The following is a 17672-nucleotide window of genomic DNA, read 5'->3' as shown; positions in this document are numbered from 1 at the left end:
CGTGGCGCCCCCACCAGGATTCGAACCCGGGACCTGCGGATTAGAAGGCCGCTGCTCTATCCAGCTGAGCTATGGAGGCTGAGAGGCATAGTCTAGCGATCGTCTAGGCTGGCCGGGTGACTGACGAGCTCGTGTGGATCGACTGTGAGATGACCGGCCTCGACCTGGACGGTGGGGATGCCCTCATCGAGGTGGCCGCTCTCGTGACCGACGGCCAACTCAACGTGCTGGGCGAGGGCGTTGACGTTCTCATCAAGCCCAGTGATGAGGCGCTCGAGCGTATGGGGGACTTCGTTCGGGATATGCACACCAAGTCGGGCCTGTTGGAGGAACTCGCCGACGGGATGTCCATGGAGGACGCGGAGAGTCGCGTTCTGGAGTATGTCCGTGAGTACGTTCCCGATGAGCGCAAGGCACCCTTGGCCGGCAATACGATCGGAACCGACCGTGCCTTCCTGGCCAAGTACATGCCCACGTTGGAGGGGCACGTGCACTACCGGAATGTCGATGTCTCCAGCGTCAAGGAGCTGGCTCGACGCTGGTTCCCGCGTGTCTACTTCAACTCGCCGGAGAAGGGCGGAAATCATCGGGCGCTGGCCGATATCCAGGAATCCATCGAGGAGCTCCGCTATTACCGTGAGATCCTTCTCGTTCCCGAACCTGGACCCAGCACCGACGCCTGCCGGGAGATCGCCGCGAAGCATCGTGGTGCGCTGACCGGGCTGGGAGAGTGAGCCGAGGCCCTCATGACGTCTGACGCGACGACTGACCGCAGACTCGCGGCCAATGGCCTTCCGGGGCTGCGAAGGCAGACCCCGCTGAATCGTGTGGTGGGCTCGTTCGAGTTCTGGTTCCTCGCCGCGGTGACGCTCATCGTCATCGTGGGCGCCTTGTACATGTGGGCGTTGATGGCCACGGACTTCCCTCTGCGGGCGGAGGTCGCGATGGATCTCGACACCGAGATCATCCGTCGCGCTGCGAAATGGGCCGCAATCAGTGCGGTTCCGACCGCGCTGCTCTGCATCTGGGCCGATCGTTGGCGTCCCCACCGTGTTTGGGTGTGGGTGCTGGCTCTTGGTTGGGGGGCCTTCGTGGCAACCCCACTGTCCTATGAGATCAACACGTGGATGGCTGGCCACCTCAACGTCACAGGGCAGTTGAACCCCGCTGCGCAGGCTCGTCCGGCGATCTTCGTTGCCCCGTTCGTCGAGGAGGCCACCAAGGGAACGGTGTTGTTCTGGGTCGCCATGGCGATGCGCAACCGCTGGATCGGCCTGTTCTCCGGTGTCAGTCTCGCTGGTCTCTCCGGTGCCGGATTCGCCTTCGTCGAGAACATCCTGTACTACGCCAGGGCGTTGCTGTTCGCGGCACAGAATCCCGGGATCACGCCGGACAAGGCGCTTTGGGAGATCTTCAAGATGCGTGGGCTGATGTCGTGGTTCGCGCACCCGCTCTTCACCGCCATGATGGGTATCGGGCTCGCCATAGCTCTGCGGACACGCTCCAAGACGGTGCGTGTCATCGCGCCGGTGGCTGGTTTTCTGTCGGCGGCTCTGCTCCACATGCTCTTCAATGGCATGGCCACGGTGGTGGCGCATGGGGCCAGTCTCTCTGCGCTTCTGGTGTTCGTCGCCTACCCATTGGTGGCTCTCGTGGTGCTGCTGACCTGCAAGCAGATCTGGTTCCAGAAGCGCATCATCGCTGCTCGACTCGGTGACTTCGAAAAGGCCGGCTGGCTGCCGGCCTCCGAAGTGAAGGCCAGCTCCGAGGTGTTCTCCCGCATGTATGCCTTCTGGCAGGCGTTCTGGGGTGGACGACTGATCGCCACGGTGCGCATGCAGCACACGCTCATCGAGCTCGCGTATCTGCGCGATTCCATGCTCCGGGGGCTCGTGGATGACGCTGGTCATCTGCGCGAACGGGCGCTTCTGGCGCGTGCGGTCGATCTCCGGGCGCGGGCGATCGTCGCCCCATGGCCGCACACGAGCTATCCATGGAAACGTTGGAGTGATCGGCGTCGAGCGCGCAAGGCACAGGGCCGCCCGGTCCACTCCACACCTGCGACGGCGGCATGGAGTGGCCCCGCTCCACTCGGCGGGCCGCAGTACACGCCGGTCGACCCGTCGTGGAAGCCGCCGTCGGCCTGATTTCATCTCGGCGAACGCCGACGAATCCCGGATGCTCGATCTCATCGATGCAGCAGGCGCCGGCCCGGGGGAGTTCTTGAACGACCTGCCGGAGGTGGTTCTGCTCGCCAGGGCGGGCAAGGAGGCGACCCGGATCTTCCGCGGCGCCGAGGCGGTGGCCACCGTGCCGGTCGTGCCGAGCACCGATGTGCGTGACATGACAGGAGCGGGGGACGCCTTCAACGGTGGGTTCCTGACATCATGGCTTCGCACACGTGACCTGGTGGCTTCGTGTGAGGCCGGCCATGCGCTGGCCAGGAAGGTGCTGGCCCACCCCGGAGCCTCGGAGGGCTGCTCGCCGCCATCTTCGCGTTCCAGCTGAATGCTTCGATGCTGTCGCCGGCACTGGCGACGATGCGTGAACAGCTCGACACCACTGATGCGCAGATCGGAGTCACCCAGACGGCGTTCTTCGCCTCGGCCGCATTGTTTTCGCTGTTCCTCCCGCGATGGGGCGATCTCGTCGGACGGAAGAAGATCCTGCTGCTCGCTCTGGGCGGCACCACCATCGGCTGTGTGGTCGCGGCTCTTGCCCCCAACGTGGCCATCCTCGGTGTGGGACGCGTCATCCAGGGCATCGCTGGACCGATTGTGCCGATGGCCCTGATCATGCTGCACGTCCAAGTGCCCGACCCCAAACGCTACGCCAAGCTGATGGCCGTGCTGACGGCGGTCAACGGTGGTATCGCCGGCGTCGACGCCCTGGCCGGTGGTTGGCTGGCCGGAAACTGGGGTTTCCGCTCGGTGTTCTGGGCCATGGCCATCGTTTGTGTGATCGCCATCCTTGCGGTGCTGGGCGGTGCCCTCGAATCACGCTCGGAGGAGCGCATGCCCATGGACTGGGTGGGCGTGTTCTTCTTGGTGCTGGTGCTGGCCGGGCTCTACTTCTCGTTCAACGAGGCGGGCAAGCTGGCCGATGCCAACTGGCCGTTGGTGGGGGTTCTCATCCTGGTCGCCATCGTCGCCTTCGTGGTGTTCTGGAAGGTCGAGGAGCGTGCTGAGCATCCTCTGGTGTCGACCACCTATATGCGGCAGCGTCGTACGTGGGGGCTGTTGAGCACCACCTTGCTGACCATGACCGGTGTGTTCGCGGTGATGAACGGACTCGTTCCGAACCTTGCGCAGGATGCCGAACTCGGCGTGAGGTTGGGGGCCGATGTGGTCTCGTTCTGGACGCTGACGCCCTATGCGATCGCAGGGCTTGTGATGGGCCCCGTCGCCGGGCAGCTCGCAGCGAAGTTCGGGTTCATCCGGGTGCTCCAGGGCGGTCTGGTGCTGTCGTTCGTCGGCTTGGTCGTGACCGCACTGCTCACCGAGAGCCTCACGCCTGTTGCTCTACTCGTCATCTCGATCGTCATCGGCATCACCTATGCGGGCGTCTGCAACATCATGCTCAACGGACTCGGTGTGGTGCTGAGCCCCAAGGACAACCAGGGGTACCTGCCGGGTATGAACTCCGGTGCATTCAACCTCGGTGCCGGGCTCAGTTTTGCCATCCTGTTCGCGATCAACACCGTTGTCGCGCAGTCCAGCGGGGCGGCTGCGGGATACCGGGCAGGCATTCTGTCCGGTGCTGTCCTCATGCTGCTGGCCCTTGCCGTGTCATTCCTCATTCCGAAGCCGCCAGAATCGGCCGATGAGAGCGCCGAGGAGCAGATCGTGGCCTGATCCCACGCGAGCCGGGCCTCTGCCGTTCCCCCGACGGCGGAGGCCCTTGTCATGAGTTCTCCACAGGTGCGCCGTAGATCGAAGTACCGTCCACAGGCGCGGGGCCGAGCGGTTCGATCCGGGGCAGGGCCTTCCATGGTGGAGGGCACAGCCCCTCGAGCGAAGGAGAACACGACCATGGTCGCCACCGTCACCGTGACCGGACATCTCGGCACAGACCCTGAACGCTTTCGTACCCATACCGGTGTCGAGTACGCCCGATTCCGCATGGCCCACACACCGCGTCTTCGCCGTGATGGCGAATGGGTCGATGGCGAGACGATCTGGCTCACCGTCCGCTGCTACGGAAAACTCGCTCGTAACGTTGGGAGCCTCCGCAGCGGAGACCCGGTGCTGGTGACCGGCCAGTGGCGCTTTGAGGAATGGGCGGACAGGAACGGCGTCGCCCGATCGACCCAGGTCATCATGGCCGATGCCGTGGGCCCCAACCTGACGCGCTGCTTGGTCAGCGTGCTCCCGCCCGTCAAGGACGAGCTATCAACCGCGCACGGGGCGGCCGAGGCAGCACAGGACGCGGGGGGAGCCACCGACCATGAAGGCCATGCTGACCAGCGGGAGGACGAGCAGCAGGAATCTGATCAACCAGTGGTTGATCAGAACGTGGGGGAGTTGCTCACGTCTCGCTCTTGAGCTTGTCTCCCACGGCGAAGCGGCTCGGCGGAACCTGCTGAACGATCACCCGGACCGAGTCGAGTGGCGCATTGAGCGACTCGCTTGCGGTGCGGGCGACGTCCTTCATGAAGCCCTCGATGGCCTCGTCCGAGCGACCTTCGATCAAGGTCACATTGATGATCGGCATGATGCCCTCCTTGTCGTCGTTTCTTGTCCCGTCTTCTGACGGGTCCTGTTGCTGACAGGCTGCGTGCAGGCAGTCTGTCAGGGCCATGCCTCAGCCCAGCAGCCCCATGAGGGAGGCGAGGAACAGGAGCGTGAATGCGGTCAAGAAGATGATGCCGAGGATCGCCAACACGTGGAGCATCGGGGTCACCGACTTGTTCTTGCGCACCAGCGAGTAGTTGAGCCATGCGAAGACGGGTGCGGTGACGAAGGCACTGATCATCGAGAACCGGAGCATGGCGGCCATCTCGGCATTCATCCAGAGCATGATGGCGAGGGACACCGCCGTGATGCCGGTGATCCACCACAGCACCGAACGCTGACTGAGCTGGGCCTGACCGCGGATCAGACGGATCGATTCGGCGCAGGCACGCGCGTAGCCGTCCACCACCGAAATGGTCGTCCCGAACATCGTTGCGAAGGCGATGAAAGCCATCATGGGGATCGCCCACTGTCCGATGGCCTGGCCGTACATCGACATCAGCTGAGGGATGTACTTGCCGCCCTGTTGGGCGACCTCGACCCCGGTGCCGAACTGCACGAAGAAACCCAGCCCGACGAATACCAGCGCGAGAACGCCGGAGGTGATGAAGCCGACGTTGAAATCGAAGATCACATCGCGGGTCGAACTGCTCGTGGTGCGCTGCTTGGCGGTGACCCACAACGAGTTGATCGCGGCGATCTCGATCGGTGCGGGCATCCAGCCCACCAGTGCCACGATGAACGCGAGGCTGGCGACGTTCCAGGGGGAAGGGCCCACGAAGTCCGCGGCCATGGCCGGACCCTTTGCCGCGGCCAAGGTGGCGGCGATCACTGTGGTGACGGCCAGAGAGGCGACGATGACCTTGGAGACCACGTCGAGGGCGTGGAAACGGCCTGCCACGAGCAGGAGCCACACGACCACCATGACGATTCCGGTGAGGAGCGCTCCGGCGCCGGAGAGACTTGCGGGCAGCAGGAACCCGAGGATCACCGTGCATAACAGACCCACGCCAGCGGCGGAGATCACCGATGACACCGTGCAGAGGATGAAGAAGATCCACAGGTAGGCCTTGCCCTTGCGGGCGTAACCTTCGACGACGGTGGTGCCGGTTTCGGCTGTGTATTGGGGAGCGAATCGGAAGAAGGGGTATTTCAACACCAGGGCCAGCACGATCACACCGACCAGCTGCCATCCGTAGATGGCGCCGGCCTGCGTCGACGAGACCAGATGGGAACCGCCGATGGCCGCCGATGCGGCCATGATCCCCGGACCGAGCGCGGCGGCCTTGGTGCGCCAGGTGCTGGCGTGCTGCACAGGTGGCTTACTGGGCGCGCTGCCGCTGAGCGGAGGCTCGGCGACAGCGCGCGTGGCGTGGCCCTCAGGGGTGTCGGCCACCGGAGCATCGTCGATCATGGCGCACAAAGTAACAGCAGATGCGCCATGGCCTCAGCGTGTCTGCTCCTCGGACGGCCGTGGGATCACCGGGTGCGGATTCCTCGTGGCCAGGTGCTCGGGGCGTCGGGCCGGGGCCGCGAAGGGCTCACCGCAGACGTTTTCCATCGAGTTGAACACCAGGAACAGGTTTGACCGGGAGAACGGCGTCACATTTCCGTTGGAGGCATGCATGCAGTTGGAGTCGAACATCGTCGCGCCGCCGGAGGCCCCGGTGAGGACAGCGATGCCGTAACGGTCCGCGAAGGTGCGCAGTGTCTCCGGGGCGGGGGTTCCCACACCCTGCATCACCAGCGACTCGCGGTGATGGTTCACAGGCGTGGCGCCAACGCAGGAGACGAACTCGCGGTGTGACCCCGGCATGATCATCAGCGGACCGTTGAAGGTGTGATTGTCGGTCAGGGAGATCGAGATGCTCACAGCGCGAGGGAGCGGCATGCCGTCCTCGGCGTGCCAGGTCTCGAAGTCCGAATGCCAGAAGAAATCTTTCCCCTTGAAGCCCGGTTTGAAGTTCACACGGCTTTGGTGGATGTACACATCCGAGCCCAGAACCTGGCGCGCTCGCTCGACGACGCGCGAGTCATGTGCGATCGCTGCGAAAAGGTCGTTGCTCTCGTGGATCTGGAAGATCGACCGCACGGTGATCTCGCCCGAATCGGTCGGTGCCCGACCGCCCTCGGCGATGGTGCGTTCATCGGCCAAGACCTTCGGGTCACAGGAGAGCCGGTGCAATTCGGCGCGCATCGCCTCCACCTCGTCGGCTGTGACGAGCTCGGGGATCTGCAGGTATCCGGTCCTGTCGTAGTGGGCCAGCTCATCGTTTGTGAGCGGTCCGTTCGACGAGGACCCCCACACGACCGCTTCGCGACGCGGGATCACTCGGGCGGCGTCCACGCGAGTCGGGTAGAGGTCCGCGGGATGGCCAAGGTCGGGCTGAGGCTGCATCTGGTCCTGCTGCGTACTGATGGATTCTCCTCTCAGGGATCGTTGTCGTGTCGGAAGGATCGTCTCGGGCGACGATCAAGGGCTCCTCACGTTCGCGAGGAGCCCTTGGGTCGGCGCCGACCGCTTATGAGGTCGGGGAACGGTGGTGTCGTCGGTCAGTCGTCCTCGGTGAGCAGCGGGTAGACGCCGTTCTCGTCGTGCACCTCACGGCCGGTGACCGGCGGGTTGAAGGTGCAGGCGCAGTGGATGTCCTCCTCCACGATCACGGTGTGCTTGTCGTGCTCGTCGAGCAGGTACATCGTTCCGGGCTTGAGCTCGAAGCGGTCACCGTTCTCGCGGTTCACCAGGGTGCCCTTGCCGGCGTACACGTACACGCACTCGATGTGGTTGGCGTACCAGAAGTCGTTGGTGGTGCCCGCCTTGAGGTGGGTGTCGTGGAACGAGAATCCGACGCCGTCCTTCGCGAGCACCAGACGACGGCTGCGCCAGTTGCCGTGCTCCACGTCCGCGTCGGTGCCGTTGAGTTCGTCGAGGTGGATCACCTTCATGGTCAGGTCCTTTCGTCAGGGGTGATGGGGAAGTGGTCAGGCGACGGCCTTGACCGCGTCGGCCAGGATGTCGATGCCACGCTGAAGGTCCTCCGACGAGATCGTCAGCGGCGGCATGGTCTTGACGACCTCGTCCTGTGCGCCGCAGGTCTCCACCAGCAGCTTGCGCTCGAAGGCCTCGGTGGCGACGGCCTTGCCCAATTCCGGTGTTTCGAAGCCGATGCCGGCCAGCAGGCCACGTCCGCGGTAGGACGCCGCACCGTGCTCCTCGGCGATCTTCTCGAGCCCGGCCTTCAACTGCGCGCTGCGTTCGCGCACCGTGGCGGCGAACGAGTCATCGCGCCAGTACTCCTCGAGCGCGGCGGTCGCGGTGATGAAGGCGGGGTTGAAACCACGGAACGTGCCGTTGTGTTCGCCGGGCTGCCAGGCATCCAGTTCGGGCTTGAGCAGCACGATGGCCATGGGAAGACCGAGGCCGGAGAGCGACTTCGACAACGTGATCATGTCCGGCTCGATACCGGCTTCCTCCCAGGAGAAGAACGTGCCGGTTCGGCCGCAGCCCGCCTGGATGTCGTCGAGGATCAGCTTCACGTCGAACTCCTTGCAGAGCTGACCGAGCTGGCGCAGCCACTCCATGCGGGCGGCGTTGAGCCCACCCTCACCCTGGACCGCTTCGACGATGACGGCGGCAGGGAGGTCGATGCCGGATCCGGCGTCCGACCAAACGCGGCGCAGCCAGTCGAAGTCGTGCCCGTCATGGTCGAGGTAATCGTCGTAGGGGGCCACGGTGGTGTGGTGCAGTGCGATACCTGCGCCCTGACGCTTCATCTCATTGCCGGTGACGGCCAGCGAACCGAGCGTCATGCCGTGGAAGGCGTTGACGAACGAGACCACTTGGGTGCGGTCGGTGACCTTGCGTGCCAGCTTCAGCGCGCTCTCGACGGCGTTGGTGCCGGTGGGGCCGGTGAACATGACGCGGTAGTTCATGTTGCGGGGCTTGAGGATGATGTCCTCGAACTGGTGGAGGAAGGTGCGCTTGGCCACCGAGAACATGTCCATCGAATGGATCACGCGATCCTCGGAGAAGTAGTCGAGCATGGCCTGCTTCAGCACAGGGTTGTTGTGCCCGTAGTTGAGCGCGCCCGCTCCGGAGAAGAAGTCGAGATAGGTGACGCCGTCCTCGGTGGTCTGTTCACAGCCGGATGCCCGGTCGAAGACCACCGGCCAGTTGCGGCAGTAGCTCCGGACCTCGGATTCAAGGCGCTCGAAGATCTCGGCCTGGCTGTCGTTGGGCTGCGTGGACATGTTCCTCCTCGGACTGGGCGTGTCTCGCCCGTCTGGTGTGAATTGATTGACGGAAAGTTGGGCGTGACACCACCGGTTGAGTGGGCTCAGCCAGTGGCATCGGTGGGGTGCAGTGGAGCGATACGGTGCAGCAGCTCCGGCTTGAACTCGTCCTCGTGGGGGAAGTGTTCGGTTTCGAACAACGGTGTGACCGTGCGTTCGGCACCGTGCCGTTGGGCGAATTTGTCGAACGACGCCTGACTTTGTGGATTGTCATCGGTGATCGTGGTCTCCAGCGCCGTGGCTCCGGTGCGCGCGGCCAGCTCATCGAGGAGCCGCCCGGCGATGCCTCGCCCGCGGTACTTGGCGTCGACCGCAATCTGCCACACCATGACGGTTTCGGGTTCGTCCGGGCGCATGTAGCCGGTGACGAAGCCGCCGAGTTCACCGTCGATCTCGGCCACGAGGGTGGTGGAGTGGAAGTCGCGCGTCCACATCAGGTACGCGTAGGGCGTGTTCAGGTCGAGACGTTTGGAGTCTCTCGCCAGGCGCCACACAGCGGCGCCATCGTCAATGGTCGGGTGTCGCAGTTCGACAGTCATCGCTCATGCAGATTACCCGGTCGGAGCCGGAAGTCTGTACAACCCACCTGCGAGGCCTGTTCCCGGCTGTGATAGTTCCGCGCGAGACCGCTCGCGGCGAGTGAAGTCGTGTGGGGCGGCTGGCGCATGAGTGTCGACGCGCTAGCATCGGCGCGGTAACCCCGTCGCATCACCTCACCCCGTAGGGAAGGATGTTCGAATGCCCGAGTTCATCTACACCATGCACAACGTCCGCAAGACGGTCGGTGACAAGGTGATCCTCGACAACGTGACGCTGTCGTTCTTCGAGGGCGCCAAGATCGGGGTGGTGGGCCCCAATGGTGCCGGTAAGTCCACGATGCTCAAGATCATGGCGGGTCTGGAGAAGGCCAACAATGGTGAGGCCATGCTCGGCAAGGGCAAGAGCGTCGGCATCCTGCTGCAGGAGCCGCCCCTCACCGAAGGCAAGACGGTCTGGGAGAACATCGAGGAGGCCGTGGCCGAGGTCAAGGGCAAGCTCGCCCGTTTCGAAGAGATCTCGATGGCTATGGGGGAGCCCGACGCCGACTTCGACGCCCTGATGGCAGAGATGGGTGAGCTGCAGACCGAACTCGATCACCGCAATGCCTGGGACATCGATTCGCAGCTCGAGCAGGCCATGGATGCGCTGCGCTGCCCGCCGAAGGACGCGTCGGTCGATGTGCTCTCCGGTGGTGAGCGTCGACGCGTGGCGCTGTGCAAACTGCTTCTGGAGCAGCCCGATCTGCTGTTGCTCGATGAGCCCACCAACCATCTTGACGCCGAGTCGGTGCACTGGCTCGAGGGTCACCTCAAGACCTACCCCGGTGCGGTTCTGGCCGTGACGCACGACCGTTACTTCCTGGACAACGTGGCCGAGTGGATCTGCGAGATCGACCGTGGGCGTCTCCACCCGTACGAGGGCAACTACTCCACCTACCTCGACACCAAGCGTGAGCGCCTCAAGGTGGAGGGTCAGAAGGATGCCAAACGCGCCAAGATCCTGGAGAAGGAACTCGAATGGGTTCGCTCCAGCCCCAAGGCCCGCCAGGCCAAGAACCGGGCGCGTCTGGCCCGCTACGAGGAGATGGCGGCCGAGGCCGAGCGCAACCGCAAGATCGACACCTCCGAGATCAACATCCCGCCGGGCCCCCGCTTGGGCACCGATGTGCTCGAGGCCAAGAACCTGACCAAGGGTTTTGGGGACAGGACCCTCATCAAGGATCTGTCGTTCACCCTGCCGCGCTCGGGCATCGTCGGCATCATCGGTCCGAACGGTGTCGGCAAGTCGACGCTGTTCAAGATGATCGTCGGCGAGGAGCAGCCCGATGACGGTGAGCTGAGCGTGGGCAAGACGGTATCGATCTCCTATGTCGATCAGGGCCGGGGTGGTCTGGATCCCGACAAGAACGTCTGGGAGGTCGTCTCCGATGGGCTCGACTACATCAAGGTCGCGAACTTCGAGATGCCCTCGCGTGCCTACGTCGCGTCGTTCGGTTTCAAGGGGCCCGATCAGCAGAAGCCCAGCCGGGTGCTCTCCGGCGGTGAACGCAACCGTTTGAACCTTGCGCTCACGCTGAAGATGGGCGGCAACCTGCTGCTGCTCGATGAGCCGACGAACGACTTGGACGTCGAGACCCTGCAGTCCTTGGAGGATGCGCTCCTGGAGTTCCCGGGCTGCGCCGTGGTCATCTCCCACGACCGTTGGTTCCTGGACCGCGTCGCCACCCACATCCTCGCGTGGGAGGGCACACCCGAGGACGAGAGCAAGTGGTTCTGGTTCGAGGGCAACTTCGCCGACTACGAGGCCAACAAGATCGATCGCCTGGGTGCCGAGGCAGCGCGTCCGCACGCGAGCACGCACCGCCGCCTCACGCGCGGCTGACGGGCCTTGAGGCCGGGTGGGCGATCAGTCGGTCGCCCACCCGGTCAGCAGTTCGATCCGGTCAGCAACTCAGCCAGGGTGACGGCGCGGCGTCCCTCCAGTTGCTCGAGCTGGAAACGGCACGAGAACCCATCGGCCAGGACCACCGCGTCGGGTCCGGCAGCACGTACCGCGGGTAGCAGATCGTTTTCCGCGACGGCCACCGACACCTCGTGGTGGCCCTTCTCGACGCCGAAGTTCCCGGCCAGTCCGCAGCATCCGGCCACGGTCGTCAACTCGACGCCGGCCTTCTCCAGCAGACGCCGGTCGGTCGCCCAACCCAGCACTGATGCATGGTGGCAGTGTGGCTGCGCGACGACCTTCAGCCCGGTCAGATCCGGGACGCGGTAATCCTCCGATCGGGTCAGGATCTCGGCCAGCGTCAGGACGTTCTCGGCCACCTCCGGTACCCGCGGATCGTCGGGAAGCAGCTCCAGTGCGTCAGTGCGCCACACGGCGGTGCATGAGGGTTCGACCCCCACCACGGGGATTCCGGCCTCCACATATGGGTGGAGCACATCGAGGGCCTGACGCAACTGGTTGCGGGCACCGTCGCGCTGGCCGGTGGAGATCCACGTCAGACCGCAGCAGGCCTTCTTGTCGATGATCCTCGGGGCGAAACCTGCGGCGATGAGGACCTTGACCATCGGTTCGAGCCCGGAGAACTCGAAGCAGTCGGAGAATGAATCCACCCAGATCGCCACGGGGGTTCCGCTCGTCGCGGGCACCTGGGCTCGCGTCTTGTTGGAACCCACGGCGAACTTCGGCAGGGTGCGACGTTGGTCCACCTCGGCAGACCACTTGACCAGGGCGCCGAGCCCCGGAGCATCGGCGATGCGATTCACGAGCCCGCCGAGCTTCAGCTTGGCGAGTGTTCGGCCCCAGCGTGGCAGCCAGCCCATCGCGTAGTGGGAGCGGGGACGCAGGCGTCCCCGATAGGACTCGTCGAGCACGATCGACTTGTACGAGGCGATATCGATCCCGGTCGGGCAATCGCTGTAGCAGCCTTTGCATGACAGGCACAGATCGAGGGCCTCATGCACCTCGGGGGAGTCCCAGCCGCCGGCACGGCGTCCCGTGAGCAGGGAACCGTTGACCATCTCCTGCAGTACACGGGCTCGGCCGCGGGTGCTGTCCTTCTCTTCCCCCGTGGCCCGATAACTCGGGCACATGACGCCACCGCTGGAGCTGTTGTCGGCGATGCATTTGCCAACCCCGGTGCACTGGTGCACCGCTTCGACGAACTCGGGGTTGGTCCGAGCCAGCAGCGACCCTCGGGTCTGGGGAACGCGCATGGACGCATCGAGTGGGTTGGGGTCGACGAGCACACCGGGGTTCATGACGCCGTGCGGATCGAAGATGTGCTTGACGCCACGCATGAGCGCCAGTGCTTCGGGCGAGTACATCGTCTCCAACAGCTCCGAGCGCGCCCGACCGTCACCGTGCTCACCCGACATGGAACCGCCGAAGCCGGCCACCAACTCGGCCGCTTCGGTCACGAAACGGCGGTAGGCCGCCGGGCCGTCGGGCAGATCGAGCGGGAAGTCGATGCGGCAGTGCACGCAGCCGTCTCCGAAGTGCCCGTAGGGCAGGCCCTCGAGCCCGTGTTCGGTGAGGAGAGCGTCGAAAGCCCGCAGGTACTCGCCCAGTCGTTCCGGCGGCACGGCGGCGTCCTCCCAACCACCATGGGCCGGACGCGCGAGGCTGACTCCCGCCAGCCCTGCGCCATCGGCCCGGATCTGCCACAGGCGGGCCGCCTCGGCGGCGTCTTCGACGATCCACCCGTCCAAGGGAGTCGCTGCCTCCAGTAGGGCACGGGAGCGCTCCGCCACCTCCTCGGCGTCCTCGCCGACGAGTTCCACGAACATCCAGCCGTCACCACGTGGGAGGTCGGGGACCGCCGAGGCGCCCTTGGCCCGAATCACGACATCGACGATGCGTCGGTCCAGCCCTTCGGCGGCGGTCGGACGGAAGGGCAGGATGCGGGTGATCGCATCGGCGGCCTCGGGCATCGTCGCGTAGCCCAGGGCCAGCACGTTGCGGATGGGGGCGTCGGCCACGAGCCGCACCTCGGCCTCTGTGATGACGCCCAGCGTTCCCTCGGTGCCGGAGAGGAAGCGGCCCAGCGCGAAGCCGTTCTCCGGCAGCAGATGCTCCATCGAATAGCCGGAGACCTGCCGGGTGAAGCGTCCGAACTCGGTGCGGATCAGCCCCAGATTGCTGTTCACGAGTTCATGCAGCGGCTCGGTGAGCGAGGTCGGCGGTGCTGCGGTGTCGACAAGCTCGCCGGTGCCGGTGACCACCTTGAGTCGTACGACGTTGTCGGCGCTGCGGCCGTAACCGAGGGCGCGCGGTCCGCAGGCGTTGTTGCCGATCATGCCGCCGACTGTGCAGCGGGTGAATGTCGATGGGTCGGGCCCGAAACGGAGGCCGTGTTCCTGCCCGGCTGCGGTGAGTGTGGCCTGGATGACGCCGGGGTCGATGATGGCGGTCCGTGCCTCGGGGTCGATGTGGTGGATGCGTTGGAGATGCCGGCGGGTGTCGATGATCAACCCCGGCCCCACGGCGTTCCCTGCACATGAGGTGCCGGCGCCGCGCGGCGTGATGGGGATCCCGAGTTCGATGGCGGTGGTGGCCACGGCGATGAGCTCGTCGGTGGAGCGGGGCGTGGCCACGGCCTGCGGCTCGACCCGGTAGAGCGAGGCGTCGCTGGTGTGGAGGGCACGAGTCAGTGTGGAGGTGTCGATGACGTCCCGGTGACCCTGACCGTTCAACGCATCGATGAGGGCCTGGATGGTCATGCCGGATCGTCCTTGACCGCGAGCACGGTGGAGAAGACGCGGCCGAGTGCGTCGAGGTCGTCACCAGCGGCGTCGATGAGGATATGGCGGACTGCGGCGACATGGCTCGGTGCGGCACGCAGGAGCAGTTCTCGACCCTGATCGGTGAGTGTGGCCCAGACGCCACGGCGGTCGTCGGGGCAGGCGGAGCGGGTCACCAGGCCGTCATTCTCCATGCGCGTCACGGTGTGGGTCAGACGCGAGCGGGACTGGTTGGCCTGCTGTGCGAGATCGGACATTCGCAGTTGGGCTTGTGGAGCCTCACTGAGGCACACCAAGATCTCGTATTCGCCCAGATCGATGCCGAATTTGCGCAGGTCATCGTCGAGGTACTGGTCGACGCGTGCCACGCCTTGGAGGTAGGCACGCCAGATCGCCTGCTCGTCATCGCTCAACCACTGCACGTCTTGCTCCACCCGACGATCCTATCGGCTTTGATTTTTCTCGCGCAGGGTGTTTGACCGGTCAATCGTGAAGGGAGTAGAGTTGTATCCCGAGGACGCGCCGCATCCCCCCGAGTCGGCGCGTCCTCTTCATGTTCCCGGAGTGCTTCGATTGCCCTAGGATGCCCGTTACGTGGCCAGCCATTCGCCAAAGGAGGCATGAATGACACCCACAGGCACGGGCACCGAACGCCTGACCTCTGAAGAACACGACCACATCGAAGCGCGAGAGTCATCGCTCGGAGCGTTGTTCCAAAGTCGGATCACGCAGACCCCGCACGCTGATGCCTTTCTCCATCCGTCGGCTGACGACACCTGGCTGTCCATGACGTGGGGTGAGGCGGGTGAGATCGTGTACGACGTTGCCGCCGCGCTCCTGCGATTGGGCATCGAACGTGAAGAGCGCGTGGGTATCGCGTCCAACACGCGATTGGAATGGATCCTCGCCGATCTGGCCATCATGTGCGCCGGGGGTGCCACCACGACGGTCTATCCGACCACCAGCCACTCCGATGTCGCTTTCATCATCGATGACTCCGGAACGCGCTGCGCTTTTTTGGAGGATGCCGAACAGCTCACCAAGCTTCGTGAGCACGACGCGCTGTATCAGAATCTCCGTGCGGTGGTGTTGTTCGACGGCAGCGACCCGGATGAGCGCGTGTACACGTGGAACGAGTTCCGTGACATGGGCCGACGCCATCGCGAGGAGGATCCTTCCTGCGTCGGGGATACCATCGCCGGATCGCGTCCCGAAGATCTGTCGACGTTGATCTACACCTCCGGTACCACGGGCCAGCCGAAGGGCGTCGAACTCACCCATGACGCGTGGACATATCTGGCCGCCGCGGTGCGGCGCCGAGAACTCATGGTGCGCGACGACGTGCACTATCTGTGGCTTCCGCTCTCGCACGTGTTCGGCAAGGCCCTCATCGCCATCCACGTGGAGACAGGCTGTGTCACGGCGGTCGATGGGCGCATCGAACGTATCGTCGACGGTTTGGGTGAGGTGCGTCCCACGGTGATGTGTGGTGCGCCGCGGATCTTCGAGAAGGTCCGCAACAAGGTCATGATGACGTCCAACAGCGGAGTGAAGAAACACATTGCGGGCTGGGCATTCGGCGTCGGGGAGAAAACCATTCCCCACCGACTGGCGGGCAGGCCTCTCCCGCCTCTGTTGAAGGCTCAGTACGCCGTGGCCCAGAAACTGGTGTTCTCCAAGCTTCAGGAACGACTGGGTGGACGCATGCGGTTCATGGTCTCGGGGTCGGCCAAGCTGAATGCCGATGTGCAGCGGTGGTTCCTTGCTGCGGGGTTGAAGGTGATCGAGGGCTACGGCATGACCGAGACCGCCGCGGTGTCGTTCGTGGACACCCCGGAATCACCGAATCCGGGAACGGTCGGTGCCGTCGTGCCCGGCTCGCAGGTGCGTATAGCCGACGATGGCGAGGTGCTGGTGAAGGGGCCTGCCGTCATGCGTGGGTACCACAATCGGACCGATCTCGACGCCGAGGTGTTCAGTGATGGCTGGTTCCACACCGGTGACATCGGTCGTCTTGACGAGGCGGGGCGTCTGATGATCACCGACCGCAAGAAGGATCTCATCAAGACCTCGGGTGGAAAGTACGTCGCACCACAGAAAGTGGAGGGCGCTGTGGTGGCGGCCTGCCCCTACATCTCGCAGGTCATCATCCACGGCGAACAGCGCAAGTATGTGACGGCTCTGTTGACGCTGGATCCCGAAGCGATCAGCGCATGGGCCGCAGAACAGCCGGACACCGCCCTTGCGTCTCTCACCCCGGCAGAGCTGGCCACACACCCTGCGGTGATCGCCATGGTGCAGGAACACATCGACAGGGCCAATGAGGAACTGGAGCGCTGGGAGACCATCAAACGGTTCGCGATATTGGAGAAGGAATTGTCGTTGGAGGACGGCCACGTCACCCCGAGTCTGAAGATCAAGCGTCGTACGGTGGAGGCCGCGCATCGCGCGCTGATCGATTCACTCTACGACGAGGAAGCCTGATGGCCACTGCCGCTTTCACCCACCATGCGCAGATTCGATGGGGGGACATCGATCAGCTGGGTCATATGAACAATGTCGTGTTCATCGACCTGCTCCAACAGGCACGTGCCCTGTGGTGGCAGAGCACCCCTGCGGCAACGGACCTGCTCGGGCCGACCGACGGACCCGATGGCCCGGTCGGCACCGTGGTGGCGGAGCTTCAGGTGGAGTGGAAACGGCCCATCTTCCTGGGACAGCAGGTGGAGGTGCGTCTGGGGACGACGCAGGTCGGTGCTGCACGCTTCACGATCTGGTACGAGATCATCGCCGACAAAGAGGTGGCGTGTCTGGCCCGCAGTCTCATGGCGGTGGTGGCGTTGCGGACCGGACGCATCCTGCGGATTCCTGCCGGCGTCGGTGACTACCTGCGTTCGGTCTCGGGGGAACCCGATGCCCTGCGGCCTCTGGCACGTGCCGATGGCCCTGAACCCGATGACCCTGAACGGATGCATCGGTTCGAGGTCGAGAGCCGTTGGTCCGATGTCGATGCGTACGGGCACATCAACAATGCCCAGTACTTCGAGCTGTTCCAGGAGGCCCGGATCGGGTTCATCGATGAGGTGGATGCCTTGCGCGACATGGTGGTCGTGGTGGCCCGGAGCGATCTGCGCTACCGCGAGCAGGCACCGTTCCGCAGTGAGCCCTACACCATCTGCAGTGCGGTCACGCGGGTCGGCTCCTCGTCCTTCGACATGCGGGCGATTCTCCTGCGCGACAAGGACGACCAGGCCAGCGTCCTGGCCGAACAGTGGGTGACGCTGGTGCGTATCGACGCCGAGGGGCGGCCGAAGCCTCTCAGCGTCGATGAATCCGCCGCGTTGATGGGGGCATGAACCAGAAG

16 protein-coding genes and 1 tRNA gene are annotated in these 17672 nt (G+C 64.6%); 8 read left to right on the top strand and 9 right to left on the bottom strand.

Going from position 1 to position 17672, the window contains the following annotated elements:
* Positions 1-2: 2 nt before the first annotated feature.
* Positions 3-79, bottom strand: a tRNA-Arg gene (locus tag FB460_RS03860).
* A 37-nt stretch (positions 80-116) separates the two neighbouring features.
* Here FB460_RS03860 and orn point away from each other — a divergent pair.
* The 5 genes from orn to FB460_RS03835 all read left to right on the top strand — a co-directional run bounded on the left by orn (position 117) and on the right by FB460_RS03835 (position 4544).
* Positions 117-734, top strand: coding sequence for an oligoribonuclease (gene orn, locus FB460_RS03855; protein ID WP_142092761.1), 618 nt, complete (start codon positions 117-119; stop codon positions 732-734).
* Between the two features lie 12 nt (positions 735-746).
* On the top strand, positions 747-2147 hold the full coding sequence (locus tag FB460_RS03850) for a PrsW family intramembrane metalloprotease (RefSeq protein ID WP_142092760.1): 1401 nt from the start codon (positions 747-749) through the stop codon (positions 2145-2147).
* 31 nt (positions 2148-2178) lie between these two features.
* A complete protein-coding gene (locus tag FB460_RS13005; RefSeq protein WP_170209933.1) occupies positions 2179-2508 on the top strand; it encodes a PfkB family carbohydrate kinase in 330 nt (109 codons plus the stop codon).
* Positions 2509-2516: 8 nt separating this feature from the next.
* On the top strand, positions 2517-3854 hold the full coding sequence (gene uriT, locus FB460_RS03840) for a uridine transporter UriT (protein WP_142092758.1): 1338 nt from the start codon (positions 2517-2519) through the stop codon (positions 3852-3854).
* A gap of 177 nt (positions 3855-4031) precedes the next feature.
* A complete protein-coding gene (locus FB460_RS03835) occupies positions 4032-4544 on the top strand; it encodes a single-stranded DNA-binding protein (protein WP_170209932.1) in 513 nt (170 codons plus the stop codon).
* On the opposite strand, the gene FB460_RS03830 is transcribed toward FB460_RS03835, so the two are convergent.
* The 6 genes from FB460_RS03830 to ectA all read right to left on the bottom strand — a co-directional run bounded on the left by FB460_RS03830 (position 4528) and on the right by ectA (position 9565).
* Positions 4528-4713 (bottom strand): tautomerase family protein, encoded by a 186-nt coding sequence (locus FB460_RS03830; RefSeq protein WP_142092756.1) that lies wholly within the window; start codon positions 4711-4713, stop codon positions 4528-4530. The two genes, FB460_RS03835 and FB460_RS03830, sit on opposite strands and share 17 nt — an antisense overlap.
* A 90-nt stretch (positions 4714-4803) precedes the next feature.
* A complete protein-coding gene (locus tag FB460_RS03825) occupies positions 4804-6147 on the bottom strand; it encodes an NRAMP family divalent metal transporter (RefSeq protein ID WP_211345816.1) in 1344 nt (447 codons plus the stop codon).
* A gap of 33 nt (positions 6148-6180) precedes the next feature.
* Entirely contained in the window at positions 6181-7131 is a 951-nt protein-coding gene (gene thpD / locus FB460_RS03820) for an ectoine hydroxylase (RefSeq protein ID WP_142092755.1), read from the bottom strand.
* A gap of 155 nt (positions 7132-7286) precedes the next feature.
* The gene (locus FB460_RS03815; protein WP_142092754.1) at positions 7287-7679 is read right to left on the bottom strand and encodes an ectoine synthase; all 393 of its coding nucleotides are present in this window, start codon (positions 7677-7679) and stop codon (positions 7287-7289) included.
* Positions 7680-7715: 36 nt separating this feature from the next.
* Positions 7716-8984, bottom strand: coding sequence for a diaminobutyrate--2-oxoglutarate transaminase (gene ectB, locus FB460_RS03810; protein WP_142092753.1), 1269 nt, complete (start codon positions 8982-8984; stop codon positions 7716-7718).
* Between the two features lie 86 nt (positions 8985-9070).
* The gene (ectA, locus tag FB460_RS03805) at positions 9071-9565 is read right to left on the bottom strand and encodes a diaminobutyrate acetyltransferase (RefSeq protein WP_142092752.1); all 495 of its coding nucleotides are present in this window, start codon (positions 9563-9565) and stop codon (positions 9071-9073) included.
* 199 nt (positions 9566-9764) lie between these two features.
* Between ectA and ettA the strand changes: the two genes are divergently transcribed.
* Positions 9765-11447 (top strand): energy-dependent translational throttle protein EttA, encoded by a 1683-nt coding sequence (ettA, locus tag FB460_RS03800; protein ID WP_142092751.1) that lies wholly within the window; start codon positions 9765-9767, stop codon positions 11445-11447.
* A 44-nt stretch (positions 11448-11491) separates the two neighbouring features.
* Here ettA and FB460_RS03795 read toward each other — a convergent pair whose 3' ends face one another.
* Complete coding sequence (locus tag FB460_RS03795) at positions 11492-14287, bottom strand: FAD-binding and (Fe-S)-binding domain-containing protein (RefSeq protein WP_142092750.1); 2796 nt, start codon at positions 14285-14287, stop codon at positions 11492-11494.
* Positions 14284-14742 carry a MarR family winged helix-turn-helix transcriptional regulator gene (locus FB460_RS03790; RefSeq protein WP_142092749.1) on the bottom strand — a complete coding sequence of 153 codons (459 nt, stop codon included), beginning with the start codon at positions 14740-14742 and terminating at the stop codon, positions 14284-14286. The genes FB460_RS03795 and FB460_RS03790 overlap by 4 nt, the downstream gene beginning before the upstream one ends.
* A 190-nt stretch (positions 14743-14932) precedes the next feature.
* Between FB460_RS03790 and FB460_RS03785 the strand changes: the two genes are divergently transcribed.
* Both FB460_RS03785 and FB460_RS03780 read left to right on the top strand, forming a co-directional pair.
* A complete protein-coding gene (locus FB460_RS03785) occupies positions 14933-16792 on the top strand; it encodes an AMP-dependent synthetase/ligase (RefSeq protein ID WP_142092748.1) in 1860 nt (619 codons plus the stop codon).
* Complete coding sequence (locus FB460_RS03780; RefSeq protein WP_142092747.1) at positions 16792-17664, top strand: acyl-CoA thioesterase; 873 nt, start codon at positions 16792-16794, stop codon at positions 17662-17664. Before FB460_RS03785 ends, FB460_RS03780 begins: the two co-directional genes overlap by 1 nt.
* Positions 17665-17672 lie beyond the last annotated feature (8 nt).

It is taken from the genome of Propioniferax innocua (genome assembly GCF_006716235.1).
GTDB classification, from domain to species: domain Bacteria; phylum Actinomycetota; class Actinomycetes; order Propionibacteriales; family Propionibacteriaceae; genus Propioniferax; species Propioniferax innocua.
This window is presented reverse-complemented; position numbering and strand designations above follow the sequence as displayed.